We start from the raw sequence: 24,105 nt of genomic DNA, 5'->3' as shown, positions 1-24,105 counted from the left end.
GTGAGCGAGAGCGAGGCGCGGCAACTGCTCAGGGACCACGAAAGCTGGACCGCAGATTTTGATCCCGGCGCCCTTGGGCGTGGTCGCGACTATGCGGCACAGGACCGCGTGACCCTCCACTCGATCCACGACAACACCATCGAGTCGACCTGCACCGGCTCTGCTCGGCATCTCTACAGCCAGAAGATCAACCTGGTGATGAATGCTGGCAGGCTGCGGGTCCTAGCACGCTGCTCCTGCCCGGTCGGGATCAACTGCAAGCACTGCGCCGCCGCCCTTTTTCATCTGCAGGGCGATCGGCCAGCACTGAACGACCACACGCTGGCCTTGCCGCACGAACTGAGCAAATGGGTGGAGGGCCTGGAAACGCCAACCCCAGCAGCCAAAGCCCGCGAAGCCTCGCGCAAAGGCCCGGCCATCTATTACCAGATCAGCCTTGATCAACAGCGCTGGCTGCTGACAGCGATGAAGGGCACGCCGCAAGCCGACGGCCACCTGAAGCTGAGCCGGATCACCTCGATGCCGGAGATGATCTACTACACCCCGCGCTACGTCACCGACGAAGACGCACGCGTGCTACGCCTGATCGATACCCAGAGCAGAGGCGCAGCACTGCCCATGCTTTGCCTGGAAGGCAAGAAGGGTGCGGAGCTGTTGGAGTACGCCTTGGCAACCGGGCGGGTGCTGCTCGCCGAGCCCCAGGCAACCCTCGCCGCCGGGCCGGTACGGCATGCCGCGTTTCGTTGGGTGCGGCTGAACAACGGCAGTTATCGCGGCGCCTGGTACCACGATGAACACATGCCCCTGCTCGCCCTGCCGCTCGACCCGCTGTATTACATCGATACCGAAAATCACCTGGCGGGTAAGCTCAGCCACGACCTGGACCCCTTCATAGCCAGCCAACTAGCACGTGCACCTACCGTACCCGAACACCTGGTCATCCCCTTGAGCCATCGCCTGAACGCCCTGAACCGTCACGTGCCAACGCCAACGCCAGTGCGCAGTGAAACCATTGATAGCCTCACCCCCACGCCGCGGCTGACCCTGGGCAGCCTCGAATTCAGCGCCTACATGCCCAAGACCGGACGCATGCAGCGCCAGATGCAACACCGCGCCGCCCTCGCCTTCGACTACGACGGCCTGCGCGCCACCGGCACTGATGACAAACCGCTGACCCGCCTGGTCGGCGAGACCAGCCAGCGCATCCAGCGCCAACCCCAGGCCGAGCAGGCCATTCGCAAAACCCTGCGTGAGTTCGGCTTCAAGCCGGCCACCCGGCAGAGCAAGGCCCTGCCCGACAGCGCTGGCGACATGCACCAACTGCCCGACGATGAAGCCTGGCTGCAGTTCGCCCGCGAAGGCCTGCCGCGCCTGCGCGAGGCCGGCTGGGAGGTCGAAGTACACCGCGACTTCGCCTTCAACCTGCACGAGGTGGACGACTGGTACGCCACGGTCGAGGAAGCCCCTGGCCATGAATGGTTCGATCTGGAGCTGGGCATCGTCGTCGATGGTGAACGCCACAGCCTGCTGCCGATCGTCCTGCAGCTACTGCGCAGCAACCCCGAGCTATTGCGCCCCAGCGAGCTGGCCCGGCGCAATGACGATGAACACCTGCTGATCGACCTCAACCGGGGCCGACCAGAGAGCCCGGCCCTGCGGGTAGCCCTGCCCTACGGCCGCATCAAGGCGGTGATGGGCACCCTCGGCGAGCTCTACCTGCACGAGGACGCCGCAGGCCCCGCCCTGCGCCTGGACCGCGCCGACGCCGCCCGCCTGAACGATATCGAGCACCTGCCGCTGCACTGGGAAGGCGGCGAGCACGTACGCGGCCTCGGTCGGCGCCTGCGTGACGCCCGCGAGCTTGAGGTCGAGGCGCCCAAACAGCTCAAGGCCACCTTGCGCCCTTACCAGCAACAGGGCCTGAACTGGCTACAGGCGCTGCGCGAGATGGGCACCGGCGGCATCCTTGGCGACGACATGGGCCTGGGCAAGACCCTGCAAACCCTCGCCCACCTACTGCTGGAAAAGCAGCACGGACGCCTGCAGCAGCCAGCCCTGGCGGTCATGCCCACCAGCCTGGTACCCAACTGGCTGGACGAGGCCCAGCGCTTCGCCCCCGACTTGCGCGTACTCGCCCTGCACGGCCCAGGCCGCAGCAAGCATTTTGCCACGCTCAGTGAGTACGACCTGGTTCTGACCACCTACGCCCTGGTGCCGCGCGACCTTGAACACCTACGCGCACAGCCTTGGCATACGCTAGTGCTCGACGAGGCGCAGAACATCAAGAGCAGCACCAGCAAGGCCGCCCTGGCCGTTTGCGAGCTACAAGCCACTCAGCGCCTATGCCTGACGGGCACACCGATGGAAAACAACCTGGGTGAGCTATGGTCGCTGTTCCACTTCCTGATGCCCGGCTGGCTGGGCGATCTCAAACGCTTCAACCACGACTACCGCACCCCGATCGAGCGCCACGGCGACCACGAACGCATGGCCCACCTGGCCAGTCGCATCCGCCCGTTCCTGCTGCGACGCACCAAAGAGCAGGTGGCGCAGGATCTACCCGCCAAGACCGAGATGGTTCACTGGGTCGAGCTCAGCGACGCCCAGCGCGACACTTATGAAGCGGTACGGGTGGCGATGGACAAGAAGGTCCGCGACGAGCTGGCGCGCAATGGCGCAGCGCGCAGCCAGATCGTCATCCTCGACGCGCTGCTCAAGCTGCGCCAGGTGTGCTGCGACCTGCGTTTGGTCAAGAGCGTGGAGAGCAAAGGCAACCAGGCCGACAAAGGCAAACTAGGCAGCCTGATGCAGATGCTCGAAGAGCTGCTCAGCGAAGGCCGCCGGGTACTGCTGTTTTCGCAGTTCACCTCGATGCTGGCGCTGATCGAGCAAGAGCTTGAGAAACGCGAGATCCGCTACAGCCTACTGACCGGCGACACCCGTGACCGGCGCGCGCCGGTGCAGCAGTTCCAGAAGGGCGATAGCGAGGTGTTCCTGATCAGCCTCAAGGCCGGCGGCACCGGCTTGAACCTGACTGCGGCTGATACCGTGATTCACTATGACCCGTGGTGGAACCCCGCCAGCGAGAACCAGGCTACCGACCGAGCCTACCGCATCGGCCAGGACAAACCGGTATTCGTGTTCAAGCTGATTACCCGAGGAACCGTGGAAGAGAAGATCCAGCTGCTACAGCAAGAGAAAGCGGCACTGGCAGCCGGGCTGCTGGATGGCGGCCAGGCCGGGCAGTGGCGGCTTGGGGATGAGGAGATTGAAGCGCTGTTCGCGCCGTTGCCAGGCAAGCGCGGCAAGTAGCCATAATTGCCACAGCCGCATCGCGGGCCGAGCCTGCTCCTACAGAGATGGATAAGATCTGTGGGAGCGGGCTTGCCCCGCGATGAGGGCCAACCTGTCAATCGACCAGCTGCGCCTCTCTCAAGGCCCCCAACGCTTCCAGCCAACGCGGCTGCTGCCGATAATCGGTGCGTGCAAAACCACGTCCGCGCATCCCGGCAATCCTCGGCGAAGGCTTGACCTTCAAGCGCTGCGCCGCACTCAGCGCCAGCTCCGCCGCCGCCCGGTCGTTGCATACCAGGCCCATATCGCAACCGGCAGTCAACGCCGCCTCGATCCGATTGGCAGCATCGCCCACCACATGCGCCCCAGCCATCGACAGGTCATCACTGAAGATCACCCCGTCGAAGCCCAACTCGCCGCGCAGGATGTCCTGCAACCAGCGTCGGGAAAAACCAGCAGGCTGAGTGTCGATTTGCGGGTAAATGACATGCGCCGGCATTACCGCCGCCAATTGACCGCTCAGACGGGTGAAGGGCACCAGGTCGGCCTGGCGCAGTTGCTCAAGGCTGCGCTCGTCAGTAGGAATCGCCACATGCGAATCCGCTTCAGCCCAACCATGCCCCGGGAAGTGCTTGCCGCAAGCGGCCATACCCGCAGCATTCATACCGCGGATGAACGCACCGGCCAGCTGCGTGGCACGCTCAGGATTACCCTCGAACGCACGACTACCCACCACTGCGCTGCGCTGATGATCAAGATCCAGCACCGGGGCGAAGCTCAAGTCCAAGCCTACCGCCAACACCTCGGTGGCCATCAGCCACCCGCACTGCTCGGCCAGGTACTCGGCGTTGTCGTTATCGGCGATTGCGCGCATCGCTGGCAGGCGCACAAAGCCTTGGCGCAAGCGCTGGACCCGGCCACCTTCCTGATCGACGGCAAGAATCAGGTCAGGGCGAATGGCGCGAATCGAGGCGCACAGCTCACGCACCTGGCGCGGGCTGTCGATGTTACGCGCAAAGATGATCAGGCCGGCCACTTCGGGCTGGCGCAGCAGATGCCGGTCCTCGGCGGTCAGCCAGAGACCGGCGATGTCGACCATCAGGGAGCCTTGCAGGCTGGCAGTCATGGAAAGTCCTTCATTCGATATTCAGGGAAAGCCATTGCGGGCATGCGGCCTCGTCGATCCGCACCGGGCAGTGGGCGGGCACGCGATCGAACAGGTCCAGTAAATCAACATTGCGCAGGCGTACGCAGCCATGGGACAGAGGTATACCCAGCGGTTGCGTATCCGGCGTGCCGTGCAGATAGATATAGCGGCGAAACGTGTCGCGCCGACCCAGACGATTGACCCCGGGTTCGCAGCCACTGAGCCAGAGGATGCGACTGAGGATCCAGTCGCGCCCGGGAAATGCTGCGTGCAGCGCCGGCGACCACACCTCACCCGTCCAGCGGCGACTGCTCAACACCGCGCCGAGGGGCAAGCCGGCACCGATCTTGGCCCGCACTTGATGCAGGCCGCGTGGGGTGCAACCCGAACCATTGAGCTCACCGGCACCGTTGCGCGCGGTGGAAACCGCCAGGCGCAGACGCAACTGCCCATGGGCAAAACCGTAGAGGTGCTGGTCGGCGAGGGAAATGTGCAGGAAATCGAGGTCGGGCATGGGCGCTAGCTTAGCCCAACTGCTCTTGCTCGCCCAGCCTCGGCGCTCAGGCCTTGGCGGGGGTGCTGGAGGCGCTTGACTTGGCCCGCGGGCGCAGTTGCGCTGCGGCCATGGCCTCATCGGTGACACCGCTGTCGGCGCGCATACCGGCCGCCAGGAACGGCACCATCAGGCGCATGACCTGCTCGATCGAGGTATTGATACCGAAATCGGTCTCGGCAATCGCCCGCAGGGCCTTGATACCCGACATGCTGAACGCCGCGGCGCCGAGCATGAAGTGCACCCGCCAGAACAATTCGAGCGGCGGAATACGCGGGGCCGCTTCATTGACCAGTAACATGTAACGACGGAATACCTTGCCGTACATGTCTTCCAGGTAACGCCGCAGGTGGCCCTGGCTCTGACTGAACGCAAGGCCCAGCAAACGCATGAAGATCGACAGGTCATTGTTGCTGCGCGGCTGCACTACCAGCGCCTGCTCGACCAGCATCTCGAGCAGTTCTTCAAGGCTGGGCTTGCTCTCCGGACGCGCCTGGCGACGCTCCAGCTCACGCTCCAAGCTGGCACAGAAGGGGCCGAGGAAGCGCGAGAAGACTGCCTGGATCAGGGCCTTCTTGGAGCCGAAGTGATAGTTCACCGCCGCCAGGTTGACCCCGGCCTTGCTGGTGATAAGCCGCAACGAGGTTTCCGCGAACCCCCTTTCCGCGAATAGCTGCTCGGCAGCATCGAGAATGCGTTCAACGGTTTCCGATTGGGCCATGACTACTCACTACTCCGGGACGGGGCCTGACAAACAGTTGTTTGAAACATACGTTTCAGACCATCATCTGTCAAGGCTCGGTGACCCATGGGTCGCCATTAAAACACAGCGCTGCGCTTCAAGCTGCAGCCCCCGCAATACGCCCCCTCACGCATCTTCTTCAGTTAACTGCTTGCAGCGGGCCATACACTGTATATAATCCCAGTCACTGTATAAAAAGACAGAGCGCTCGCCATGTTGAAACTGACGCCACGCCAAGCCGAGATCCTGGCTTTCATCAAACGCTGCCTCGACGACAACGGCTTCCCGCCAACGCGTGCCGAGATTGCCCAGGAACTGGGCTTCAAGTCGCCCAACGCTGCCGAGGAGCATCTCAAGGCCCTGGCCCGCAAGGGTGCAATCGAGATGACCCCAGGTGCATCCCGCGGCATCCGCATCCCTGGCCACGAAGCCAAGGCGGAAGAGAGCGGCTTGCCGATCATCGGCCGGGTCGCGGCCGGTGCGCCGATTCTCGCCGAGCAGCACATCGAGCAATCCTGCAACATCAATCCGACCTTCTTCCACCCTCCTGCCGACTACCTGTTGCGTGTCCACGGCATGAGCATGAAGGACGTCGGCATCTTCGACGGCGACCTGCTGGCGGTACACACCTGCCGCGAGGCCCGTAATGGCCAGATCGTCGTCGCCCGTATCGGTGATGAAGTGACCGTCAAGCGCTTCAAGCGCGAAGGCAGCAAGGTCTGGCTGATCGCCGAGAATCCCGAATTCGCCCCCATCGAAGTCGACCTGAAACAACAGGAGCTGGTTATCGAGGGCTTGAGTGTCGGCGTCATACGCCGCTGATCCAGGAGGCGCCATGCAGCAGTTCATCCACGCACCCCAGTCCGCCCAGCTACCGCTGTTCGAAGCCTTTCTGGCCGCACCGGTACTGCCGGGCCTGAAGGCTAGCGCACGCGCGCGCAAGAGCAGCCAGCCCGAGCGGTTCAGCGAACTGGCCCTGCGCGGTGCGCCGGGTCACTGCCAAAGCCTGTTGGCGCCTGTGCTACGCGACCTGAGCGAAGAGCAAGATGCACGCTGGCTGACCCTGATCGCCCCACCCTCCAGCCTGACCCAGGCCTGGCTGCGCGATGCAGGCCTTAACCGCGAACGCATCCTGCTGCTGCAACCGGGCGGCAACCAGAGCGCCCTGCAGCTGGCCTGTGAAGCCCTGCGCCTGGGCCACAGCCACACCGTGGTCAGCTGGCTGGGCAACCTCAACGCCAACACCCGTCAGCAGCTGATCCGCGCTGCCAACAGTGGAAATGCACAAAGCCTGAACATCCGCCTCGGCTGATGTTCAGGCTTTGCCTGTATTGATCGCTATCGTGTAGCTGATACTCAGTGCAGAACGCGCGGGCCTTCTTCGCGTTCGAAGTCACCTTCGACCAGCTTGCCTGCCATCTGCACACCAACACTGAGCATGGCCTTGGCCACTTCAACGTGCTGTCCCTGCAGGAATGCCTTGGCGTCCTCGGAGAAATCCAGGGTTACCAGAGAGCCTTCATCTTCGGCGCGACGCAGCTCGATCCGGCCATCAGGCAACTCTACAATTTCAAGAAAGGACGTTGACATAAAGGGCTGTTCTCCACGAAAGGCGGGCATTGTACCAGCCAAGTGGCCTATCAGCACTCACTCAACGCGTCACGAAAACGTCGCACCAGATCTTTCAGATTTTTCCGCCAGCTTTCCAGTTCTTCCCGAGATAGCGCGGGCTGCTCGGCTTCGTCGAGATTTATGGCTTGAATCAGCGGCTGGGTAACGTCGGTTTTGGCGACTTTCTTGGCGACAGGTGGTCGGAACAAATCGGCATAAGCTGCTAGCAATTGCGCCAGCCAGGTTTCCGGTTGGCGCGCCAGTTCGAGCATCTCGGCCATTTCCGGAATCGCCACGCTTTGCAGGACTTCATCGTTGAGCAACACCTCAGCACGCGCGGCGCTAGCCTGGGGCAGACGATAGAAACCACCGATTTCGTGGCACAACCCCAGCAGCGCGCCGTACAGGTGAAACAGCGCCGATTCGCGCTCGGCCTGGATCAACCCCTGGGCGTTCATCGCCCGGCTTTGCTCAGCCTTGGCCATGGATTCCAGTGCAAGACCGGCAAAGAACAGTTTCTGGTTGGTGCGAGTGTAGAGTTCCTGGGCCATTTCAATGCCCTCCCAAAGGCTGCAAGGCGATAGCCCAGTTTCAGCCATCGCCCCGCCCTCTCGCAAGCTCAAAAATATCGCGGGGCATAGCTGTTTTTGGAGCTGTTTCGCGGGCAAGCCCGCCCCCCACAGTTATTGCGCTTATCCTGAGAAGCGGCGCAATCCCTGTGGGAGCGGGCTTGCCCGCGAAGGGGCGCAAAGCGGCCCCATATCAAGAAAGGCAGTGCGATATCAGCGCTTGTCTTCTACCTTCCACACGCTGCCATCGTAGAACGCCTTCCAACCCGTCGGCTTGCCATCGACCTCGGACTGCACGTACTGCTCCTTGGTCTTACGGCTGTAGCGGATCACCGCCGGGCGACCTTCCGGGTCTTTCTGCGGCGCTTCGCAGAGGAAGTGATACTTTGGATCGATCTCGTGCTTGTGCGGGATGATTTCCATTACCAGCGGTGCACGCGTCTCGCGGTTTTTCGGGAACTGGCTGGCAGCCAGGAACAACCCCGATGCGCCGTCACGCAGCACGTAGGTGTCGTTGACCTTCTCGCACTTGAGCTCCGGCATGTCCACCTTGTCCATCTTCGGTGGCGCCGCTTCGCCGCTCTTGAGCAGCTTGCGGGTGTTCTTGCACGCAGGGTTGGTGCAACCGAAGAACTTGCCGAAACGGCCAGTCTTGAGCTGCATCTCGCTGCCGCACTTGTCGCACTCCAGGCTCGGCCCTTCGTAGCCCTTGATGCGGTAGCTGCCTTGTTCGATCTCGTAGCCGACGCAATCTGGGTTGTTACCGCAGATGTGCAGCTTGTGCTTCTCATCGAGCAGGTAGGCATCCATCGCTGTGGCGCAGATCGGGCAGCGATGCTTGCCCAACAGCACCCGCGACTCCGACTCACCTTCGTCGTCGGCGGCAATTTCGTCGCCTGGCACCAGGTTGACGGTAGCCTTGCAGCGCTCTTTAGGCGGCAGGCTGTAGCCCGAGCAGCCAAGGAACACGCCGGTGGAGGCGGTACGAATCATCATCGGGCGGCCGCATTCCTTGCACGGAATGTTGGTCATGGTCGGCTGGTTGGCGCGCATGCCGTTTTCCGACGACTCGGCAGTCTGCAGCTTCTTGCTGAAGTCGCCGTAGAACTCGTCGAGAACGTTCTTCCAATCGCGCTCGCCCTGGGCGACGTCGTCGAGGTTTTCTTCCATGTCGGCGGTAAAGCCGTAGTCCATCAGGTTGGAGAAGCTCTCCGACAGACGTTCGGTGACGATGTCACCCATCTTCTCGGAGTAGAAGCGGCGGTTATGCAGGGTCACATAGCCACGGTCCTGAATGGTGGAAATGATTGCCGCATAGGTCGATGGACGGCCAATGCCACGCTTTTCCATTTCCTTGACCAGGCTGGCTTCGGTAAAGCGCGCCGGCGGCTTGGTGAAGTGCTGGCTTGGGTCGAGCTTGATCAGCTTGAGCGCCTCGCCCTGGGCCATGTCCGGCAGCACATCGTCTTCGCCTGGCTTACTCTGTTGCGGCAGCACCCGGGTGTAACCGTCGAACTTGAGGATACGGCCCTTGGCACGCAGCTCGAAGTCACCAGCGTTGACTGTGACGCTGGTGGACAGGTACTGCGCAGGCGGCATCTGGCAGGCCAGGAATTGGCGCCAGATCAACTCGTACAGACGCTCGGCGTCACGCTCCATGCCACTGAGCTTGGTGGGATGGGTGTTGACATCGGAAGGACGAATCGCCTCGTGCGCCTCCTGTGCGCCTGCCTTGCTGCCGTACACGATCGGCGCTTCAGGCAGGTACTGCTTGCCGAATTCTTTCTCGATGTAGCTGCGAGCCATGTCCACAGCGTCAGCCGACAGGTTGGTCGAGTCGGTACGCATGTAGGTGATGTAGCCGGCTTCGTACAAGCGCTGCGCCATCATCATGGTCTTCTTCACGCCGTAGCCCAGGCGATTGCTCGCGGCCTGCTGCAGGGTAGAGGTAATGAACGGCGCCGAAGGCTTGCTGCTGGTTGGCCGGTCTTCGCGCTTGGCCACGCTGTAGCTGGAGGCCTTGAGCTTGTCCAGGGCAGCCATGGCCTGGGCTTCGTTGAGCGGCTTGAAGGCTTCACCCTTCTCGCGCGCCACTTCGAAACGCACCTTGGCATCCTTGGCGGTGCCGAGGTCGGCGTGCACTTCCCAGTACTCTTCAGGGTTGAAGGCACGAATCTCGCGCTCACGCTCGACCACCAGCTTGACCGCTACCGACTGCACGCGACCTGCCGACAGGCCACGGGCGATCTTCGACCACAGCAGCGGCGAGACCATATAGCCCACGACGCGGTCGAGGAAGCGCCGTGCCTGCTGGGCGTTGACCCGGTCGATATCTAGCTCACCTGGCTGCGAGAACGCCTCCTGGATGGCTTTCTTGGTGATTTCGTTGAACACCACGCGTTTGTAGCGAGTGTCGTCACCGCCGATGGCCTCACGCAGGTGCCAGGCAATCGCCTCCCCTTCGCGGTCCAAGTCGGTCGCGAGATAGATGGTGTCGGCATCTTTAGCCAAACGACGCAACTCGTCGATGACCTTTTCCTTGCCCGGCAGGATCTCGTACTTGGCCTTCCAGCCCGCATCCGGATCGACGCCCATACGCGCGACCAGCTGGCGCCGAGCCTTCTCTTTCGGCGACAAGGTCGGCGCCTCACCCGCTGCAGCCTTGCCACGCTTGGCCGCCGGCTCCTTACTGGTGCTGGCCGAACCGCTGGTGGGGAGGTCACGGATGTGGCCGATACTCGACTTCACCACGTACTGGCTGCCCAGGTACTTGTTGATGGTCTTGGCCTTGGCCGGGGATTCCACAATGACCAGCGATTTGCCCATGGATCGGAGTATTCCTGAATCTGAAGATGAAAAACGCGTCAGGTGCCGCACGCGGCACCGCTATATATAGTGGCAACAGGGTGAGGTCAAGCGCAGTCGACTAAGCCTGGTCTGCACCGGGATGCTCGAACCGCCCTTCTTCGGCCGTGACCAAAGCAAAGCGTGGCACCTGCTCGCCGTCAACCTCGACTGACTCCAGGAACATCGAAAGGGGTCGCACCCAAAGCCCGTAATCACCATACAGGCATTGGTAGAAGACTACCCACTCTTCGCTTTCGGAGTGCCGCGCAGCGCCGAATACACGATACTCAGGGCCCTTGTAGTGGCGGTATACGCCTGGCTGTATGTGCATCTCGCTGACCCTCTTGAACAAATTCTGTAAAAAACAAAAACCGGGGCACATGGCCCCGGTTGCTGCCTAGCGATCGCGATCAGACGCGTTCGAAGACAGTGGTGATGCCTTGGCCCAGGCCTACACACATGGTGGCGACGCCCAGGGTACCGCCATTTTGCTTCATGACGTTGAGCAGGGTGCCCGAAATACGAGCACCAGAGCAACCGAACGGGTGTCCCAGAGCGATGGCGCCGCCGTGCAGGTTAACCTTCTCATTCATCTTGTCGAGCACTTTCAAATCTTTCAGCACTGGCAGGGCCTGTGCGGCGAAGGCTTCGTTGAGCTCGATGAAGTCGATATCGGCCATGGTCAGGCCGGCACGCTTGAGGGCTTTCTGGGTCGATGGCACCGGGCCGTAACCCATGATTGCCGGGTCGACGCCAGCTACTGCCATGGAGCGAATCACCGCCAGCGGCTGGATGCCGAGGTCCATGGCGCGCTGGCCAGACATGACGATCATGCACGAAGCACCGTCAGTGATCTGCGAAGAAGTACCGGCAGTGACCGTACCACCTTTTGGATTGAAGGCAGGTTTGAGGGCGGCCAGGCTTTCCAGGGTGGTGTCAGGGCGAATGGTTTCGTCGAAGTCAAAGACCTTGAGGAAGCCGTTTTCGTCATAACCCTGCATCGGGATGATCTCGTCCTTGAACTTGCCTTCCAAGGTCGCCTTGTGAGCGAGCTGGTGAGAGCGCAAGCCAAAGGCATCTTGCTGTTCACGGCTGATGCCATGCATCTTGCCGAGCATTTCGGCGGTCAGGCCCATCATACCCGAGGCTTTTGCCGCATGCAGCGACATGTGCGGGTTAGGGTCGACGCCATGCATCATGCTGACGTGGCCCATGTGCTCGACGCCACCGATGACGAACACGTCACCATTGCCAGTCATGATCGCCTGGGCGGCGGTGTGCAGCGCGCTCATCGACGAGCCACACAGGCGGCTGACGGTCTGCGCAGCCGAGGTGTGCGGGATCTGGGTCATCAAGGAGGCCATGCGGGCGATGTTCCAGCCCTGCTCCAGGGTCTGGTTGACGCAGCCCCAGATCACGTCCTCGACTTCTTTTGGATCGACCTTGTCATTACGCTCCAGCAGTTTGCTGATCAGGTGCGCGGACATGTCTTCGGCACGGGTGTTGCGGTGCATGCCACCCTTGGAACGGCCCATCGGGGTCCGACCGAAGTCGACAATCACCACGTCTCTTGGATTCAGGCTCATATCAATACTCTCGCTCTAACTCGTTTGGGCGCTCAGTTGAAGAAGCGCTGGCCAGTCTTGGCCATTTCGCGCAGCTTCGCGGTGGGGTGGTACAGCGGCCCCAGATCGGCGTACTGGTCGGCCAGGGCGACGAACTCAGCGACCCCGATCGAGTCGATGTAGCGCAGCGCGCCCCCACGGAAGGGAGGGAAGCCGATGCCGTACACCAGGCCCATATCGGCTTCGGCGGCGGTTTCGACAATGCCATCTTCCAGGCAACGGACGGTTTCCAGGCACAACGGGATCATCATCCAGTTGATGATGTCCTGGTCGCTGACTTCACGCTGTTCGAAGACGATCGGCTTGAGCACATCCAGCACGCTGGCATCGGCGACTTTCTTTGGCTTGCCGCGCTTGTCGGTCTCATAGGCATAGAAGCCCTTGCCGTTCTTCTGGCCGAGGCGATTGGCCTCGTACAGGGCGTCGACGGCAGAGCGGCGATCGTCCTTCATGCGGTCCGGGAAGCCTTCGGCCATCACGTCGCGGCCGTGGTGGCCGGTGTCGATACCGACCACGTCCATCAGGTAGGCCGGGCCCATCGGCCAGCCGAACTTTTCCATGACCTTGTCGATGCGCACGAAGTCGACGCCGGCGCTGACCAACTTGGCGAAGCCGCCGAAGTACGGGAACAGCACGCGGTTGACCAAAAAGCCCGGGCAGTCGTTGACCACGATCGGGTTCTTGCCCATTTTCTTGGCGTAGGCAACGGTGGTGGCCACGGCCACTTCGCTGGACTTCTCGCCACGGATCACTTCCACCAGCGGCATCATGTGCACCGGGTTGAAGAAGTGCATGCCGACGAAGTTTTCTGGGCGCTTGAGGGCTTTGGCCAGCAGGTTGATGGAGATGGTCGAGGTGTTGGAAGCGAGGATCGCATCTTCCTTGACCTGGCCTTCCACTTCAGCCAGCACGGCTTGCTTGACCTTGGGGTTCTCGACCACCGCCTCGACGACGATGTCGACATTGGCGAAGTCGCCATAGGACAGGGTCGGGCGAATGGCATTGAGCGCCTCGGCCATCTTCGCCGGGGTCAGGCGGCCCTTCTCGACGCGGTTGCCGAGCAGCTTGGAGGCTTCGTTCAAACCCAACTGAATGGCGTCTTCACGAATATCCTTCATCAGGATAGGCGTACCCTTGACCGCCGACTGGTAGGCGATACCGCCACCCATGATACCGGCGCCGAGCACGGCGGCCTGCTTCACGTCCTGGGCGATCTGGTCATGTGCCTTGGCCTTGCGCTTGAGCTCCTGATCGTTGAGGAACAGGCCGATCAGGCTGGCGGCGACGTCAGTCTTGGCCAGCTTGGCAAAACCTGCGGCTTCGACTTCCAGCGCTTTGTCACGGCCGAAGTTGGCCGCTTTCTGAATGGACTTGATCGCTTCGACCGGCGCCGGGTAGTTCGGACCCGCCTGGCCGGCAACGAAGCCTTTGGCGGTTTCGAAGGCCATCATCTGCTCGATGGCATTGAGCTTGAGTTTCTCAAGCTTGGGCTGGCGCTTGGCCTGATAATCCAGCTCACCACTGATAGCGCGCTTGATCAGGTCCAGGGCGGCAGCCTGCAGCAGCTCAGGCGCGACTACAGCGTCGACTGCGCCGACTTTCAGGGCGTCTTCGGCACGGTTTTCCTTACCGGCGGCAATCCACTCGATGGCGTTGTCCGAACCGATCAGGCGCGGCAGGCGCACGGTGCCGCCAAAGCCTGGGTAGATGCCCAGCTTGACTTCCGGCAGGCCAATCTTGGCGCTGCTGGACATGACCCGGTAGTCGGCGGCCAGGCACATTTCCAGGCCACCGCCCAAAGCGATGCCGTTGATGGCAGCCACAGTAGGCACGCCGAGATCTTCGAAGTCATTGAAGATGCGATTGGCTTCCAGGTTACCAGCGACCAGTTCGGCCTCGGGCAGCTTGAAGTTGTCGACGAATTCGGTGATGTCGGCGCCGACGATGAACACATCCTTGCCACTGCTGACGATAACGCCCTTGACCGAAGCGTCGCCCTTGATGGCAGCTACGGCCTGGCGCAGTTCGTCCAGGGTCAGGCGGTTGAACTTGTTGACGGACTCACCCTTGAGGTCGAACTTGAGTTCGACGATGCCGCTTTCAAGAGCCTTAACCGTGATGGCTTTACCTTCGTAAATCATCAACTGATCTCCACGATATGGAAGCTGAACTGTACACGCCGAACGCTGGCTGAAACGCTGTCTATTCAGCGGTCTTACCAGGCACACCCGTCAGCGCGATAGTCGGGATTCGTACGAGCGGTCTGACATACAAACGCTCAATTCATACGCCCGTTTGATTTGGGTATGCACACATTCTCCGAAATGATCGACGTTGTCAAATGCTCGCAAGCAGTGTGAAAACGCGACTTTCCGGTCATTTTGCAACGCGTGGGTGCAAACCCTGATGACAGTGATCGCCAGACATTCATGGCGGCCATAAACATAAAGGCGGGAGAGAAAATGCGTTTGGCCGATCGCAAATTCGCTGAGGCTAGCTATAGTGAGGGGCGAGTTGAATGTTTCCCGGCCTGCCTGGCCTTTCTGCGGCTGCAGAACGCATCGCGGGGCAAGCCCACTCCACGCTAACGCGGGAGCGGGTTTGCCCCGCGATGTCGTTTTTAGGGTTTAAGCGAGGGTTTCCAAGGTCTGGGCAATATTCTGCAACACAGAACTATCGCCGCGCTCTCCCCAGTAGAGAGCGATCATTTGGCTATTGGCCTCGACCAGGTAGACATTGCCTGGCAGGCGGGAAAATTGCTCGATCAGGCGTGGATCGGCACAAGGCTCACGCCACGTGTTCCACCATACCCCGGGACTCACCTGCCAGTAGGCCCAGCAATCGTCGCGCCCTTTGCGCCGCGCCCGGTGATACTGCGGACAAGGGCTTGGCGGTTGGTTTTGTAGCCAGTGCGGCCACTGCTGCGGCGCCAATTGCATGGCCAGCCCCATACGCCGACCTTCCAGGCGCAGGTTCATCTGCTCGCTCTGTTTGCGTGAGGGGCGCAACCACGCCAGAGGGCTGAGAATCAGCGCAAGGATTGACACCACCAGCCATACCGTCATATCTGTAGATCCCATAAAGCGTTGCAAATGAGCTGGTTAGCCAGGTTTCACGTTAATCGGCGCGAAAGCGACCATACTTCTACTATCGCGATTGTCAGGAGTACCACCCATGGAATACCAACATATTCTGGTCGCCGTCGACCTGACCGAAGAATGCGACCCGGTGATCAAGCGCGCCAAGGCGATCGCTCTGGCTAACGGCGCGAAGGTATCGCTGGTACACATCGTCGAGCCGATGGCCATGGCCTTTGGCGGTGACGTGCCGATGGACCTGTCGCAGCTGCAACAGCAGCAGTTCGACCAGGCCAAAGAGCGCATGGAGCGCTTGTACAACAAGTACCCCGATATCAACCGCGGTGATTCGCACCTGGTCTACGGCCAGCCGCGCCAAGAGATTCATCAGCTGGCCAAGGATCAACAGTGCGACCTGATCGTGGTCGGCAGCCATGGTCGTCATGGCCTGGCGCTGCTACTGGGCTCCACCGCCAATGACGTGCTGCATGGTGCACCGTGCGATGTGCTGGCGGTGCGTCTGCTGAAGAAGGAAAGCTAAGGCTGCGGGGTTCTGACCGGCCTCATCGCTGGGCAAGCCCGCTCCCACGCCAGCGCTTTCAGTGCCAGCGGCGTGGGAGCGGCTTGCCCCGCGATGAGGCTCGCCCAATCACCGCAAGTGCCGCACCTTAACCCTCCAGCTCAGCCCAGCGCTCAACCAGCACGTCCAGCTCAGCCTGCAGCTTCTCAAGCTTGGCCAGCACCGCCGAGGTCTCGCCGATCGGCCGCTGGTAGAAGCTCGGCGAACCGACTTCTTCCTGTAACTTGGCCATGGACTGCTCGATCACATCAATCTGCCCCGGCAAGGCTTCCAGCTCACGCTGAAGCTTGTAGCTGAGCTTCTTCTTGCTGGCATCTGCCACCGGTGCTGCGCTAACCGGCGCCGGTGCTTCAACCGTTTTCTCCACTACAGCGCTGTTGAGCTCGGACTTGCCGCCCTTGCTCTCGGTCACGCCCAACAGCTTCGGCGAGCCGCCCTGACGGATCCAGTCTTCGTAGCCGCCGACATATTCACGCACCTTGCCCTCGCCTTCGAACACCAGGGTGCTGGTGACCACGTTGTCGAGGAAGGCCCGGTCGTGGCTGACCATCAGTACCGTACCCTTGTAGTTGCACAGCACCTCCTCGAGCAGCTCGAGGGTTTCCACGTCCAGGTCGTTGGTCGGTTCGTCCAGCACCAGCAGGTTGGCCGGTTTGCTGAACAGTTTGGCCAGCAGCAAACGCGCACGCTCACCACCCGACAGCGCCTTGACCGGCGTACGAGCACGCTGCGGGCTGAACAGGAAGTCGCCCAGGTAGCTCAGGACATGGCGGTTCTGGCCATCGATCTCGATGAAATCGCGGCCTTCGGCCAAGTTTTCGATAACGGTTTTTTCCAGGTCGAGCTGGTGACGCATCTGGTCGAAGTAAGCCACTTCCAGTTTGGTGCCGCTCTCGACCTTGCCGCCGGTGGGCTGCAAATCACCGAGCATCAGCTTGAGCAAGGTGGTCTTGCCGGTACCGTTGGCGCCCAGTAGGCCGATACGGTCCTCACGCTGCAGCACCATGGAGAAGTCCTTGACCAGCATCGGCCCTTGCGGGTGAGCGAAGCTGACGTTTTCCAGGACCATCACCTGCTTGCCGGATTTTTCCGCCGACTCGATCTGGATATTGGCTTTGCCCTGGCGCTCGCGGCGTTCACCACGCTCGACACGCAAGGCCTTGAGGGCGCGCACGCGACCTTCGTTACGGGTCCGCCGGGCTTTGATGCCCTGGCGGATCCATACCTCTTCCTGGGCCAGGCGCTTGTCGAACAGCGCGTTGGCAGTTTCTTCAGCGGCCAGTGCGGCTTCTTTGTGCACCAGGAAGCTGGCGTAGTCGCCGTTCCAGTCGATCAGGCCACCACGGTCCAGTTCAAGGATGCGCGTGGCCAGGTTCTGCAGGAAGGAACGGTCATGGGTAATGAACAGCACAGCGCCGTTGAAACCGCTCAGAGCCTCCTCCAGCCAGGCGATGGCACCGATGTCCAGGTGGTTGGTTGGCTCGTCGAGCAGCAGCAGGTCCGGCTCGGACACCAGCGCTTGGGCCAGCAGTACCCGGCGACGCCAGCCACCGGAAAGCTCGGCCAGGGTTTTGTCGGCCGGCAGTTGCAGGCGGCTCAGGGTACTGTCGACCACTTGCTGCAGGCGCCAGCCGTCACGCGCTTCGAGCTCGTGCTGGACATGCATGAGCTTGTCCAGGTCTTCATCGTTGTGGATGTTCTGGCTCAGGTGATGGTACTGCGCGAGCAGTTCACCGACGCCATCCAGGCCGGCAGCGACTACATCGAACACGGTGCGCTCGTCGGCCACCGGCAGTTCCTGCGGCAGTTCGCCGATCTTCAACGCCGGAGCGCGCCAGATGGCACCATCGTCGGGCTTCTGCTCGCCCTTGACCAGGCGCAGCATGCTCGACTTGCCCGTGCCGTTGCGACCGATGATGCACACCCTCTCACCACGGGCGATCTGCCAGGAAACCTTGTCCAGCAGCGGCATGGCGCCGAACGCAAGGGACACATCGCTTAATTTGAGTAGGGTCATGATCATCTCCAAAAACTGGGCGCGCATTCTACCTGACTTGACCCTTGCCGGCATCAAGTCAACGCCAGCGCAAACGCTTTGCGACATCTGGTCGAACTTAACAGTTGGATACAAGCGCAGTGCTTTCACCGCCAGCGCGCAAACGGCTAAGCTTACGCAATACAACAGTGCTGGCCTCGCCGTCACTTTCCCATGGTTCAACTGCCCGGACGTATCATGCGCAGCCGCCTGTTACAGATTGCTTCTTGCCTGCTGATCACCGCCGCCACTGCCAGTGCGGCGCAGGCCGCCGACCTTACCCAGCAACGTCAGTACTACGACGAAGCCAAACGCGCCCTGGCCAAAGGCGACAAAGGCCCCTACCTGCGTTATTCGCAGGCCCTGCGTGATTATCCACTGACGCCCTACCTGGCCTATGACGAGCTGACCGCCCGCCTGAAAAGCGCCAGCAACGAAGAAATCGAAGGCTTCCTCGCCAAGCACGGCGATCTGCCTCAAGCCAACTGGATGAAGTTGCGTTGGCTACGCTGGCTGTCCGAGCGCGGCGAATGGAACACGTTCGCCAAGTATTACGACCCCAAGCTCAACTTCACCGAACTGGACTGCATCAATGGCCAGTATCAGCTCAGCCATGGCAAACGCGCCGAAGGCTTTGCCAGCGCCGAAAAACTGTGGAACGTCGGCAAGTCGCAACCGGCGGCCTGCGACACCCTGTTCGCGATGTGGGCAGCCGAAGGCCAACTGACCGAGGCCAAGCGCTGGGAACGCGCCAAGCTTGCTGCCCAAACGCGTAACTACGCCCTGGCCAACAGCTTGGTAAAGACCCTGACCACCCTCGCCCCGCAAGGCAAACTGCTGATCGATGTGGCGCAAAAGCCCGAGCTGCTCAACCAGCCTTCGCGCTTTACCCCGGTCAATGAAGCGATGTCCGACGTGGTCAGCCTAGGCTTGCGCCGGCTCGCCCGCCAAAACCCTGAGCGGGCCATGGCCTTGCTCGATGACTACGCCCAGCGCATGCACTTCTCGCGCGACGAAAAGGTCGCCATCGCTCGCGAAATCGGCTTGACCCTGGCGCGCCGCTACGACCCACGCGCACTCGACTTGATGACCCGCTACGATCCTGAGCTGCGCGATAACACCGTCAGCGAATGGCGCCTGCGCCTACTGTTGCGTCTGGGCCGCTGGGAAGAAGCTTACGAGCTGACCAAGCGCCTGCCCCAGGACCTGGCCAGCAGCAGCCGCTGGCGTTACTGGCAGGCCCGTAGCCTGGAGCTCGCCCAGCCGAACAACCCGCAGATCCCGCTGCTGTACAAGACTGTGGCTCGTGAGCGCGACTTCTATGGCTTCCTTGCGGCCGATCGGGCGCAGACGCCTTATCAGCTGAACAACAGGCCGCTGGTGCTGAGCCCGCAGTTGGTCAACAAGGTGCGTAATACCCCGGGTATCCGTCGCGCGCTGGAATTCCACGCACGCGGCCAGATCGTCGAGGGGCGCCGTGAGTGGTACCACGTCAGCCGGCACTTCAACCGTGACGAGATGGTCGCCCAGGCGCGCCTGGCGTACGACTTGCGCTGGTACTTCCCAGCTATTCGCACCATCAGCCAGGCGCAGTACTGGGACGACCTGGACATCCGCTTCCCAATGGCGCACCGCGATACCCTGGTGCGTGAGGCCAAGGTCCGCGGCCTGCACTCCAGCTGGGTGTTTGCCATTACCCGACAGGAAAGTGCCTTCATGGAAGATGCTCGATCTCCGGTGGGTGCCAGCGGCTTGATGCAGTTGATGCCGGCCACGGCCAAGGAAACTGCGCGCAAGTTCAGTATTCCTCTGGCCTCGCCGTCGCAGGTGCTTAATCCGGACAAGAACATTCAGCTGGGTGCGGCTTATTTGAGCCAGGTGCATGGGCAGTTCAATGGCAACCGGGTGTTGGCCTCGGCGGCCTACAACGCTGGGCCTGGGCGGGTGCGGCAGTGGCTCAAGGGGGCCAAGCATTTGAGTTTCGATGTTTGGGTTGAGTCGATTCCATTCGATGAGACGCGCCAATATGTGCAGAACGTGCTGTCTTATTCGGTGATTTATGGGCAGAAGCTGAATTCGCCGCAGCCTTTGGTGGATTGGCATGAGCGGTATTTTGACGATATGTGAGGTGGGCTTGGGCTTGGGCTTGGGCTTGGGCTTGGGCTTTTAGAGATTTGAGCTTATCCGTTTGATGTGGCGGCGCTACTGGCCCCTTCCGCCCTTACGGCGGCCTACTTTGGTCTTGGCCAAAGTAGGCAAAGCCGCTCGCTCCTGCATACGGCCCCTACGCTACGCTCCGGGGTCCCTTCGCGCCGGCGCCTTCCGGGCCCGCGCGGCCTACGATTTGCTGCGCAAATCTACATCTCGCGCCTTCGGCTACGCCGAAGGGTGCTAACGCACCTGGCCCTCCAGGCACCTCTGCTCAGCCTCCTGAAGTCGCGAATCTGCGTCGCCTGGAATTGCGCGCACGAACATCAAGAGCAGGCGAATCGCTGCGCTCTCGCCAAAGCCAAAGCCAAAGCCAAAGCCAAAGCCAAAGCCAAAGCCAAGATTTGATTTTTCTGTTTTGTATTGTTTGTTCTGGCCTCTTCGCGGGCAAGCCCGCTCCCACAGGGTTTGCGGGATTCGCAGCATCTGCGTGGTGTCAGTGCTGGCTCAACGCTGGACTTAAATCTACGCGGTACCTGTAGGAGCGGGCTTGCCCGCGAAGAGGCCGGTATATCACCACACATGGCGCTATCGCCAGATAACGCCTGCCCAGTCGCCGCCACTAACTTCGCGACTTCAGGAGGCCGCGCGGGCCCGGAAGGCACCGAAGCGAGGGGACCCGAAGCGCAGCGTAGGGCCGGATGGTGGAGCGCACGGCTTTTGGTTACTTTTGGCCACGACCAAAAGTGACCCACCGTAAGGGCGGAAAGGGGCCTAAATGTCTCCATCGTGAATGGATATGTGCACAAAATACGAAACACAGGAAATCAGCCAATTAGCCTGGATATCTCATAACGCGAGAACCCCGAAACCTACTCAAGCACCTCAACGCCCATCCCAACCGCAATCTCCCCCGCCCCATCCGCAGCCAGATTCTGCCCAAACAGCACATCCCCCTCCCGCTCCCGAAACATCTTCAGCGTCGCCAAAGGCTCCCGATCGGCACTACGCTCCCCCGTCCCAGGATCAAGCGTAGTCAGAATGCACCGCACACTAGGCTTGAGCACCCGAAAGGTCAGATCGCCAATACGAATCCGCTTCCAGCCATCCTCGGCAAAAGGCTCACCCCCCTGCACCACCAGGTTCGGCCGAAACCGCAGCATCTCCATGTCCCGGCCAATCCGCCGATTCAGCTCATCGAGCGAGCCCTGCCCAATCAGTAGCAAAGGAAAGCCATCCGGAAACGCCGCCCGATCACTGTTCAGCCCATACCCGCTAGGCAGGTAGCGCGCACGCTGCTGCGGGCAGTACACCAAACGCACCGGCTTGCCGAGCAACTCACTGAGCCATGCCGCTGCCGCATCGCCGGCATCCGGCACACGCAAGGTGTCACGCCAGATAGTCACCCCACGCAGGTCGTCATCGACGCCCGGCACAGCCACTTCCAGCGCCATCTGCCCAGGCGTCTGAAGCAGCAACTGCCCCGCCGGGCCTACGCTGGCTTCAAGCTGCGTCAGCCGCGGCCAAGCCCGCTGGGTAAGAAATCGGCCATTGGACTCTTCCACCACCAGCCAACGCCGATCACCCTGCAACCCCAGCAGATCTACCGCGCTGGTCGCCAGGCTTTGCGCCTGACACGACTTCACCGGATACCGATACAACGCACTCAGAAACATCCCTGCCCGCCTCATGCCAGTCGAAAACGCCTAGCTTATACCCGGTGGACGGCGCGCGCAGTGCTCAAGCGGGGGCGTGATCAAGCAACAAGCGCTGGCGTACCACATCCACCAGACGATCCGGCTGGAACTTGGAGAGGAAGTTGTCGCACCCTACCTTCTTCACCATCGATTCGTTGAAGCTACCCGACAACGAGGTGTGCAGCACTACATAAAGCCCGCGCAGACGCGCATCGGAGCGAATCTCGGTGGTCAGCCGATAGCCATCCATCTCTGGCATTTCCGCGTCGGTAAAGATCATCAACAGCTTTTCGCAGAGATCCTCGCCCGCATCGGCCCAGCCTTTGAGCATGCGTAAAGCCTTAAGGCCATCGCTAGCCACGTGCAGCTTGACCCCCAGCTGCGACAGCGTGTCACGCAACTGCGCGAGGGCCACGGTGGAGTCGTCGACCAACAGCACCTCGCGCCCGCGGGCGCGCGCCAGGATCGGGTCGGCGAGCTTGTCATTGGAGACCTTGGCACTGTACGGAACGATCTCGGCGAGCACTTTCTCGACGTCAATGATCTCCACCAGCTTCTCATCGACCTTGGTGATCGCGGTCAGGTAGTGCTGACGGCCAGCGCTGGTCGGCGGTGGCATGATTGCCTCCCAGTTCATGTTGACGATGCGGTCGACACCGCCCACCAGGAAGGCTTGCACCGATCGGTTGTACTCAGTGACGATAATGGTGCTATCAGGCCCCGGCTGCAGAGGACGCATGCCGATGGCCTGGGACAGGTCGATCACCGGCAAGGTCTGCCCGCGCAGGTTGACCACCCCACAGACGAAGGCATGACGTTGCGGCATCAGGGTCAGTTTGGGCAGCTGCAGGACTTCCTGGACCTTGAATACGTTAATCGCGAACAACTGGCGACCGGCCAGACGGAACATCAGGATTTCCAGGCGGTTCTCACCTACCAGTTGGGTGCGTTGGTCTACCGTATCGAGAATGCCGGCCATTGGAAAAACCCCCAGGCTTGAGTCGGGAAAAGTGAAATCATCTGTCCTGTATCGGCGACTTTGAGCGCAGCTTGACCCCTCACGGAAAAAGCCACCCGGACGATTGATATCACTTTACCATCATGCTTTACTGCTGCCACACCTCCTGCCCGAACACACTTGGGACTTCTGTCCCAACCCGACCACCTATCAGGGTTTCCCCTAGGTAGCAATCGGGTGCAACCTGATGTTCGCGATATCCATTAGCCATTAATGTGACGCCATTCTCATTGCATGAACGGAGTCAGGCTTTTGCACGCGATCGACTTGGTGTGGCCCAGCCCTGCTTCAGCCTCGCACGCTGGAGCCTCATGATGGATAGCACCCCGCTGAACAGCAGCGCGCTGCAGGACTTTCTGCTGGATGCGCAGATCTTGCTGACCAAGGCCCAAGAGTGCCTGCAACACCTTGAGCTGATCGACAACGACCCTGATGCCTGCCATTGCCTAGATGACACTCTGGGCACGCTGGCGCAGCGGGCAAAAGACCTGGGCCTGGAGGAAGTGGCTCACTATGCCGACGAACTGGGACAGCTGCTCGCACCCGCGTGCCAGCACCCACAGCTCGAAGCGCAAGCTCTGCCAGCAGTGGCCGCCTGCCTGACCCTGCTTGCCTGGCAACTGGAGCTAGTCGATGCACGCACAGGGCGCTTGAACCTGGACACCTGCGAACAGACCCAGCTACTCGGTGACCTGGCCACTGCTCTAGGCCAACCGTTTACGCAAACGTGTGCGCCTTGCCAGGCAAACGATCACCTCTGTAACCACCCGCACGTGGCGCTCCACCTTCATCCGCAGGGCAAATAAGACCAGCGCTGGCCGGCAACTAGATTGCAAGTAACTACCATTGCAGGCTCTAACTTAAACTATAGGGAAAGTTCCGAGCGCAGTAATGCCCGGCGCAACAGCTTAGTTGAAGGTTGAACCCAGACAATCCACCGGATAATGGCATTTTGCTAGTTAAGGATGCGACCCCACACCTCCCCAGTGCCCCGTAAATCCTGAGGTTTCAGACAGTTAGCCAGCCGCGACCAAATGAACTTGAAGTGATACCATGCGCGCAAACGAATGCAGGCATCGCAGATAGCCATCAATTAAATACGCGCTCGGCGATTGATTGAAAGCAGGATGCCCAAGCCTCTGGTCAGACACGTGCAACGGCC

20 protein-coding genes are annotated in these 24,105 nt (G+C 61.2%); 6 read left to right on the top strand and 14 right to left on the bottom strand.

Translation table 11 applies throughout. The features are described from left to right. Positions 1-3,312 carry a DEAD/DEAH box helicase gene (locus tag OIU19_RS13655; RefSeq protein ID WP_264235432.1) on the top strand — a complete coding sequence of 1,104 codons (3,312 nt, stop codon included), beginning with the start codon at positions 1-3 and terminating at the stop codon, positions 3,310-3,312. A 97-nt stretch (positions 3,313-3,409) separates the two neighbouring features. On the opposite strand, the gene nagZ is transcribed toward OIU19_RS13655, so the two are convergent. Genes nagZ through OIU19_RS13640 form a run of 3 tightly spaced genes read right to left on the bottom strand, consistent with a single transcriptional unit; the run spans position 3,410 to position 5,715 of the window. Beyond that, a complete protein-coding gene (gene nagZ / locus OIU19_RS13650) occupies positions 3,410-4,408 on the bottom strand; it encodes a beta-N-acetylhexosaminidase (protein WP_264235612.1) in 999 nt (332 codons plus the stop codon). A gap of 22 nt (positions 4,409-4,430) precedes the next feature. Continuing rightward, positions 4,431-4,955, bottom strand: a complete 525-nt coding sequence (locus OIU19_RS13645; RefSeq protein ID WP_186556336.1) for a L,D-transpeptidase — start codon at positions 4,953-4,955, stop codon at positions 4,431-4,433. 46 nt (positions 4,956-5,001) lie between these two features. Next, positions 5,002-5,715 carry a TetR/AcrR family transcriptional regulator gene (locus tag OIU19_RS13640; RefSeq protein ID WP_264235431.1) on the bottom strand — a complete coding sequence of 238 codons (714 nt, stop codon included), beginning with the start codon at positions 5,713-5,715 and terminating at the stop codon, positions 5,002-5,004. A gap of 234 nt (positions 5,716-5,949) precedes the next feature. Here OIU19_RS13640 and lexA point away from each other — a divergent pair, with 234 nt between their 5' ends. Both lexA and sulA read left to right on the top strand, forming a co-directional pair. Beyond that, entirely contained in the window at positions 5,950-6,558 is a 609-nt protein-coding gene (lexA, locus tag OIU19_RS13635) for a transcriptional repressor LexA (protein ID WP_264235430.1), read from the top strand. Between the two features lie 13 nt (positions 6,559-6,571). Continuing rightward, the gene (gene sulA / locus OIU19_RS13630) at positions 6,572-7,048 is read left to right on the top strand and encodes an SOS-induced cell division inhibitor SulA (protein ID WP_264235429.1); all 477 of its coding nucleotides are present in this window, start codon (positions 6,572-6,574) and stop codon (positions 7,046-7,048) included. Between the two features lie 44 nt (positions 7,049-7,092). Here sulA and OIU19_RS13625 read toward each other — a convergent pair whose 3' ends face one another. The 7 genes from OIU19_RS13625 to OIU19_RS13595 form a co-directional block, all read right to left on the bottom strand. Beyond that, entirely contained in the window at positions 7,093-7,326 is a 234-nt protein-coding gene (locus OIU19_RS13625; RefSeq protein WP_138220148.1) for a hypothetical protein, read from the bottom strand. Between the two features lie 50 nt (positions 7,327-7,376). Then, a complete protein-coding gene (locus OIU19_RS13620) occupies positions 7,377-7,898 on the bottom strand; it encodes a DUF6586 family protein (protein WP_264235428.1) in 522 nt (173 codons plus the stop codon). 231 nt (positions 7,899-8,129) lie between these two features. After that, positions 8,130-10,742, bottom strand: coding sequence for a type I DNA topoisomerase (topA, locus tag OIU19_RS13615; protein ID WP_264235427.1), 2,613 nt, complete (start codon positions 10,740-10,742; stop codon positions 8,130-8,132). Positions 10,743-10,842: 100 nt separating this feature from the next. Then, complete coding sequence (locus OIU19_RS13610) at positions 10,843-11,094, bottom strand: DUF1653 domain-containing protein (protein WP_186556330.1); 252 nt, start codon at positions 11,092-11,094, stop codon at positions 10,843-10,845. Positions 11,095-11,173: 79 nt separating this feature from the next. Next, positions 11,174-12,349 (bottom strand): acetyl-CoA C-acyltransferase FadA, encoded by a 1,176-nt coding sequence (gene fadA, locus OIU19_RS13605; protein WP_186556329.1) that lies wholly within the window; start codon positions 12,347-12,349, stop codon positions 11,174-11,176. Positions 12,350-12,381: 32 nt separating this feature from the next. Beyond that, positions 12,382-14,529, bottom strand: a complete 2,148-nt coding sequence (gene fadB, locus OIU19_RS13600; protein WP_264235426.1) for a fatty acid oxidation complex subunit alpha FadB — start codon at positions 14,527-14,529, stop codon at positions 12,382-12,384. Between the two features lie 486 nt (positions 14,530-15,015). Continuing rightward, positions 15,016-15,453, bottom strand: a complete 438-nt coding sequence (locus OIU19_RS13595; RefSeq protein ID WP_264235425.1) for a hypothetical protein — start codon at positions 15,451-15,453, stop codon at positions 15,016-15,018. Between the two features lie 109 nt (positions 15,454-15,562). On the opposite strand from OIU19_RS13595, the gene OIU19_RS13590 reads away from it, so the two are divergent. Beyond that, the gene (locus OIU19_RS13590) at positions 15,563-16,006 is read left to right on the top strand and encodes a universal stress protein (protein WP_264235424.1); all 444 of its coding nucleotides are present in this window, start codon (positions 15,563-15,565) and stop codon (positions 16,004-16,006) included. A gap of 127 nt (positions 16,007-16,133) precedes the next feature. Here OIU19_RS13590 and OIU19_RS13585 read toward each other — a convergent pair whose 3' ends face one another. Continuing rightward, a complete protein-coding gene (locus OIU19_RS13585; protein WP_264235423.1) occupies positions 16,134-18,062 on the bottom strand; it encodes an ATP-binding cassette domain-containing protein in 1,929 nt (642 codons plus the stop codon). Positions 18,063-18,278: 216 nt separating this feature from the next. Here OIU19_RS13585 and OIU19_RS13580 point away from each other — a divergent pair, with 216 nt between their 5' ends. Continuing rightward, positions 18,279-20,207: a transglycosylase SLT domain-containing protein gene (locus OIU19_RS13580; protein ID WP_264235422.1), complete on the top strand. Its 1,929-nt coding sequence runs from the start codon at positions 18,279-18,281 to the stop codon at positions 20,205-20,207. A 264-nt stretch (positions 20,208-20,471) separates the two neighbouring features. Here OIU19_RS13580 and OIU19_RS13575 read toward each other — a convergent pair whose 3' ends face one another. The 3 genes from OIU19_RS13575 to OIU19_RS13565 all read right to left on the bottom strand — a co-directional run bounded on the left by OIU19_RS13575 (position 20,472) and on the right by OIU19_RS13565 (position 22,904). After that, on the bottom strand, positions 20,472-20,714 hold the full coding sequence (locus OIU19_RS13575; protein WP_264235421.1) for a hypothetical protein: 243 nt from the start codon (positions 20,712-20,714) through the stop codon (positions 20,472-20,474). Between the two features lie 386 nt (positions 20,715-21,100). Beyond that, on the bottom strand, positions 21,101-21,904 hold the full coding sequence (locus OIU19_RS13570) for an MOSC domain-containing protein (RefSeq protein WP_264235420.1): 804 nt from the start codon (positions 21,902-21,904) through the stop codon (positions 21,101-21,103). 64 nt (positions 21,905-21,968) lie between these two features. Continuing rightward, a complete protein-coding gene (locus tag OIU19_RS13565) occupies positions 21,969-22,904 on the bottom strand; it encodes a chemotaxis protein CheV (RefSeq protein WP_264235419.1) in 936 nt (311 codons plus the stop codon). Between the two features lie 353 nt (positions 22,905-23,257). Here OIU19_RS13565 and OIU19_RS13560 point away from each other — a divergent pair, with 353 nt between their 5' ends. Continuing rightward, on the top strand, positions 23,258-23,749 hold the full coding sequence (locus OIU19_RS13560) for a histidine kinase (RefSeq protein ID WP_264235418.1): 492 nt from the start codon (positions 23,258-23,260) through the stop codon (positions 23,747-23,749). Positions 23,750-24,105: the final 356 nt, after the last annotated feature.

It is taken from the genome of Pseudomonas sp. BT-42-2 (genome assembly GCF_025847435.2).
Classification (GTDB): Bacteria; Pseudomonadota; Gammaproteobacteria; order Pseudomonadales; family Pseudomonadaceae; genus Aquipseudomonas; species Aquipseudomonas urmiensis.
Note: the sequence above shows the minus strand (reverse complement) of the source record. Positions and strands in the feature narration are given on the sequence as shown.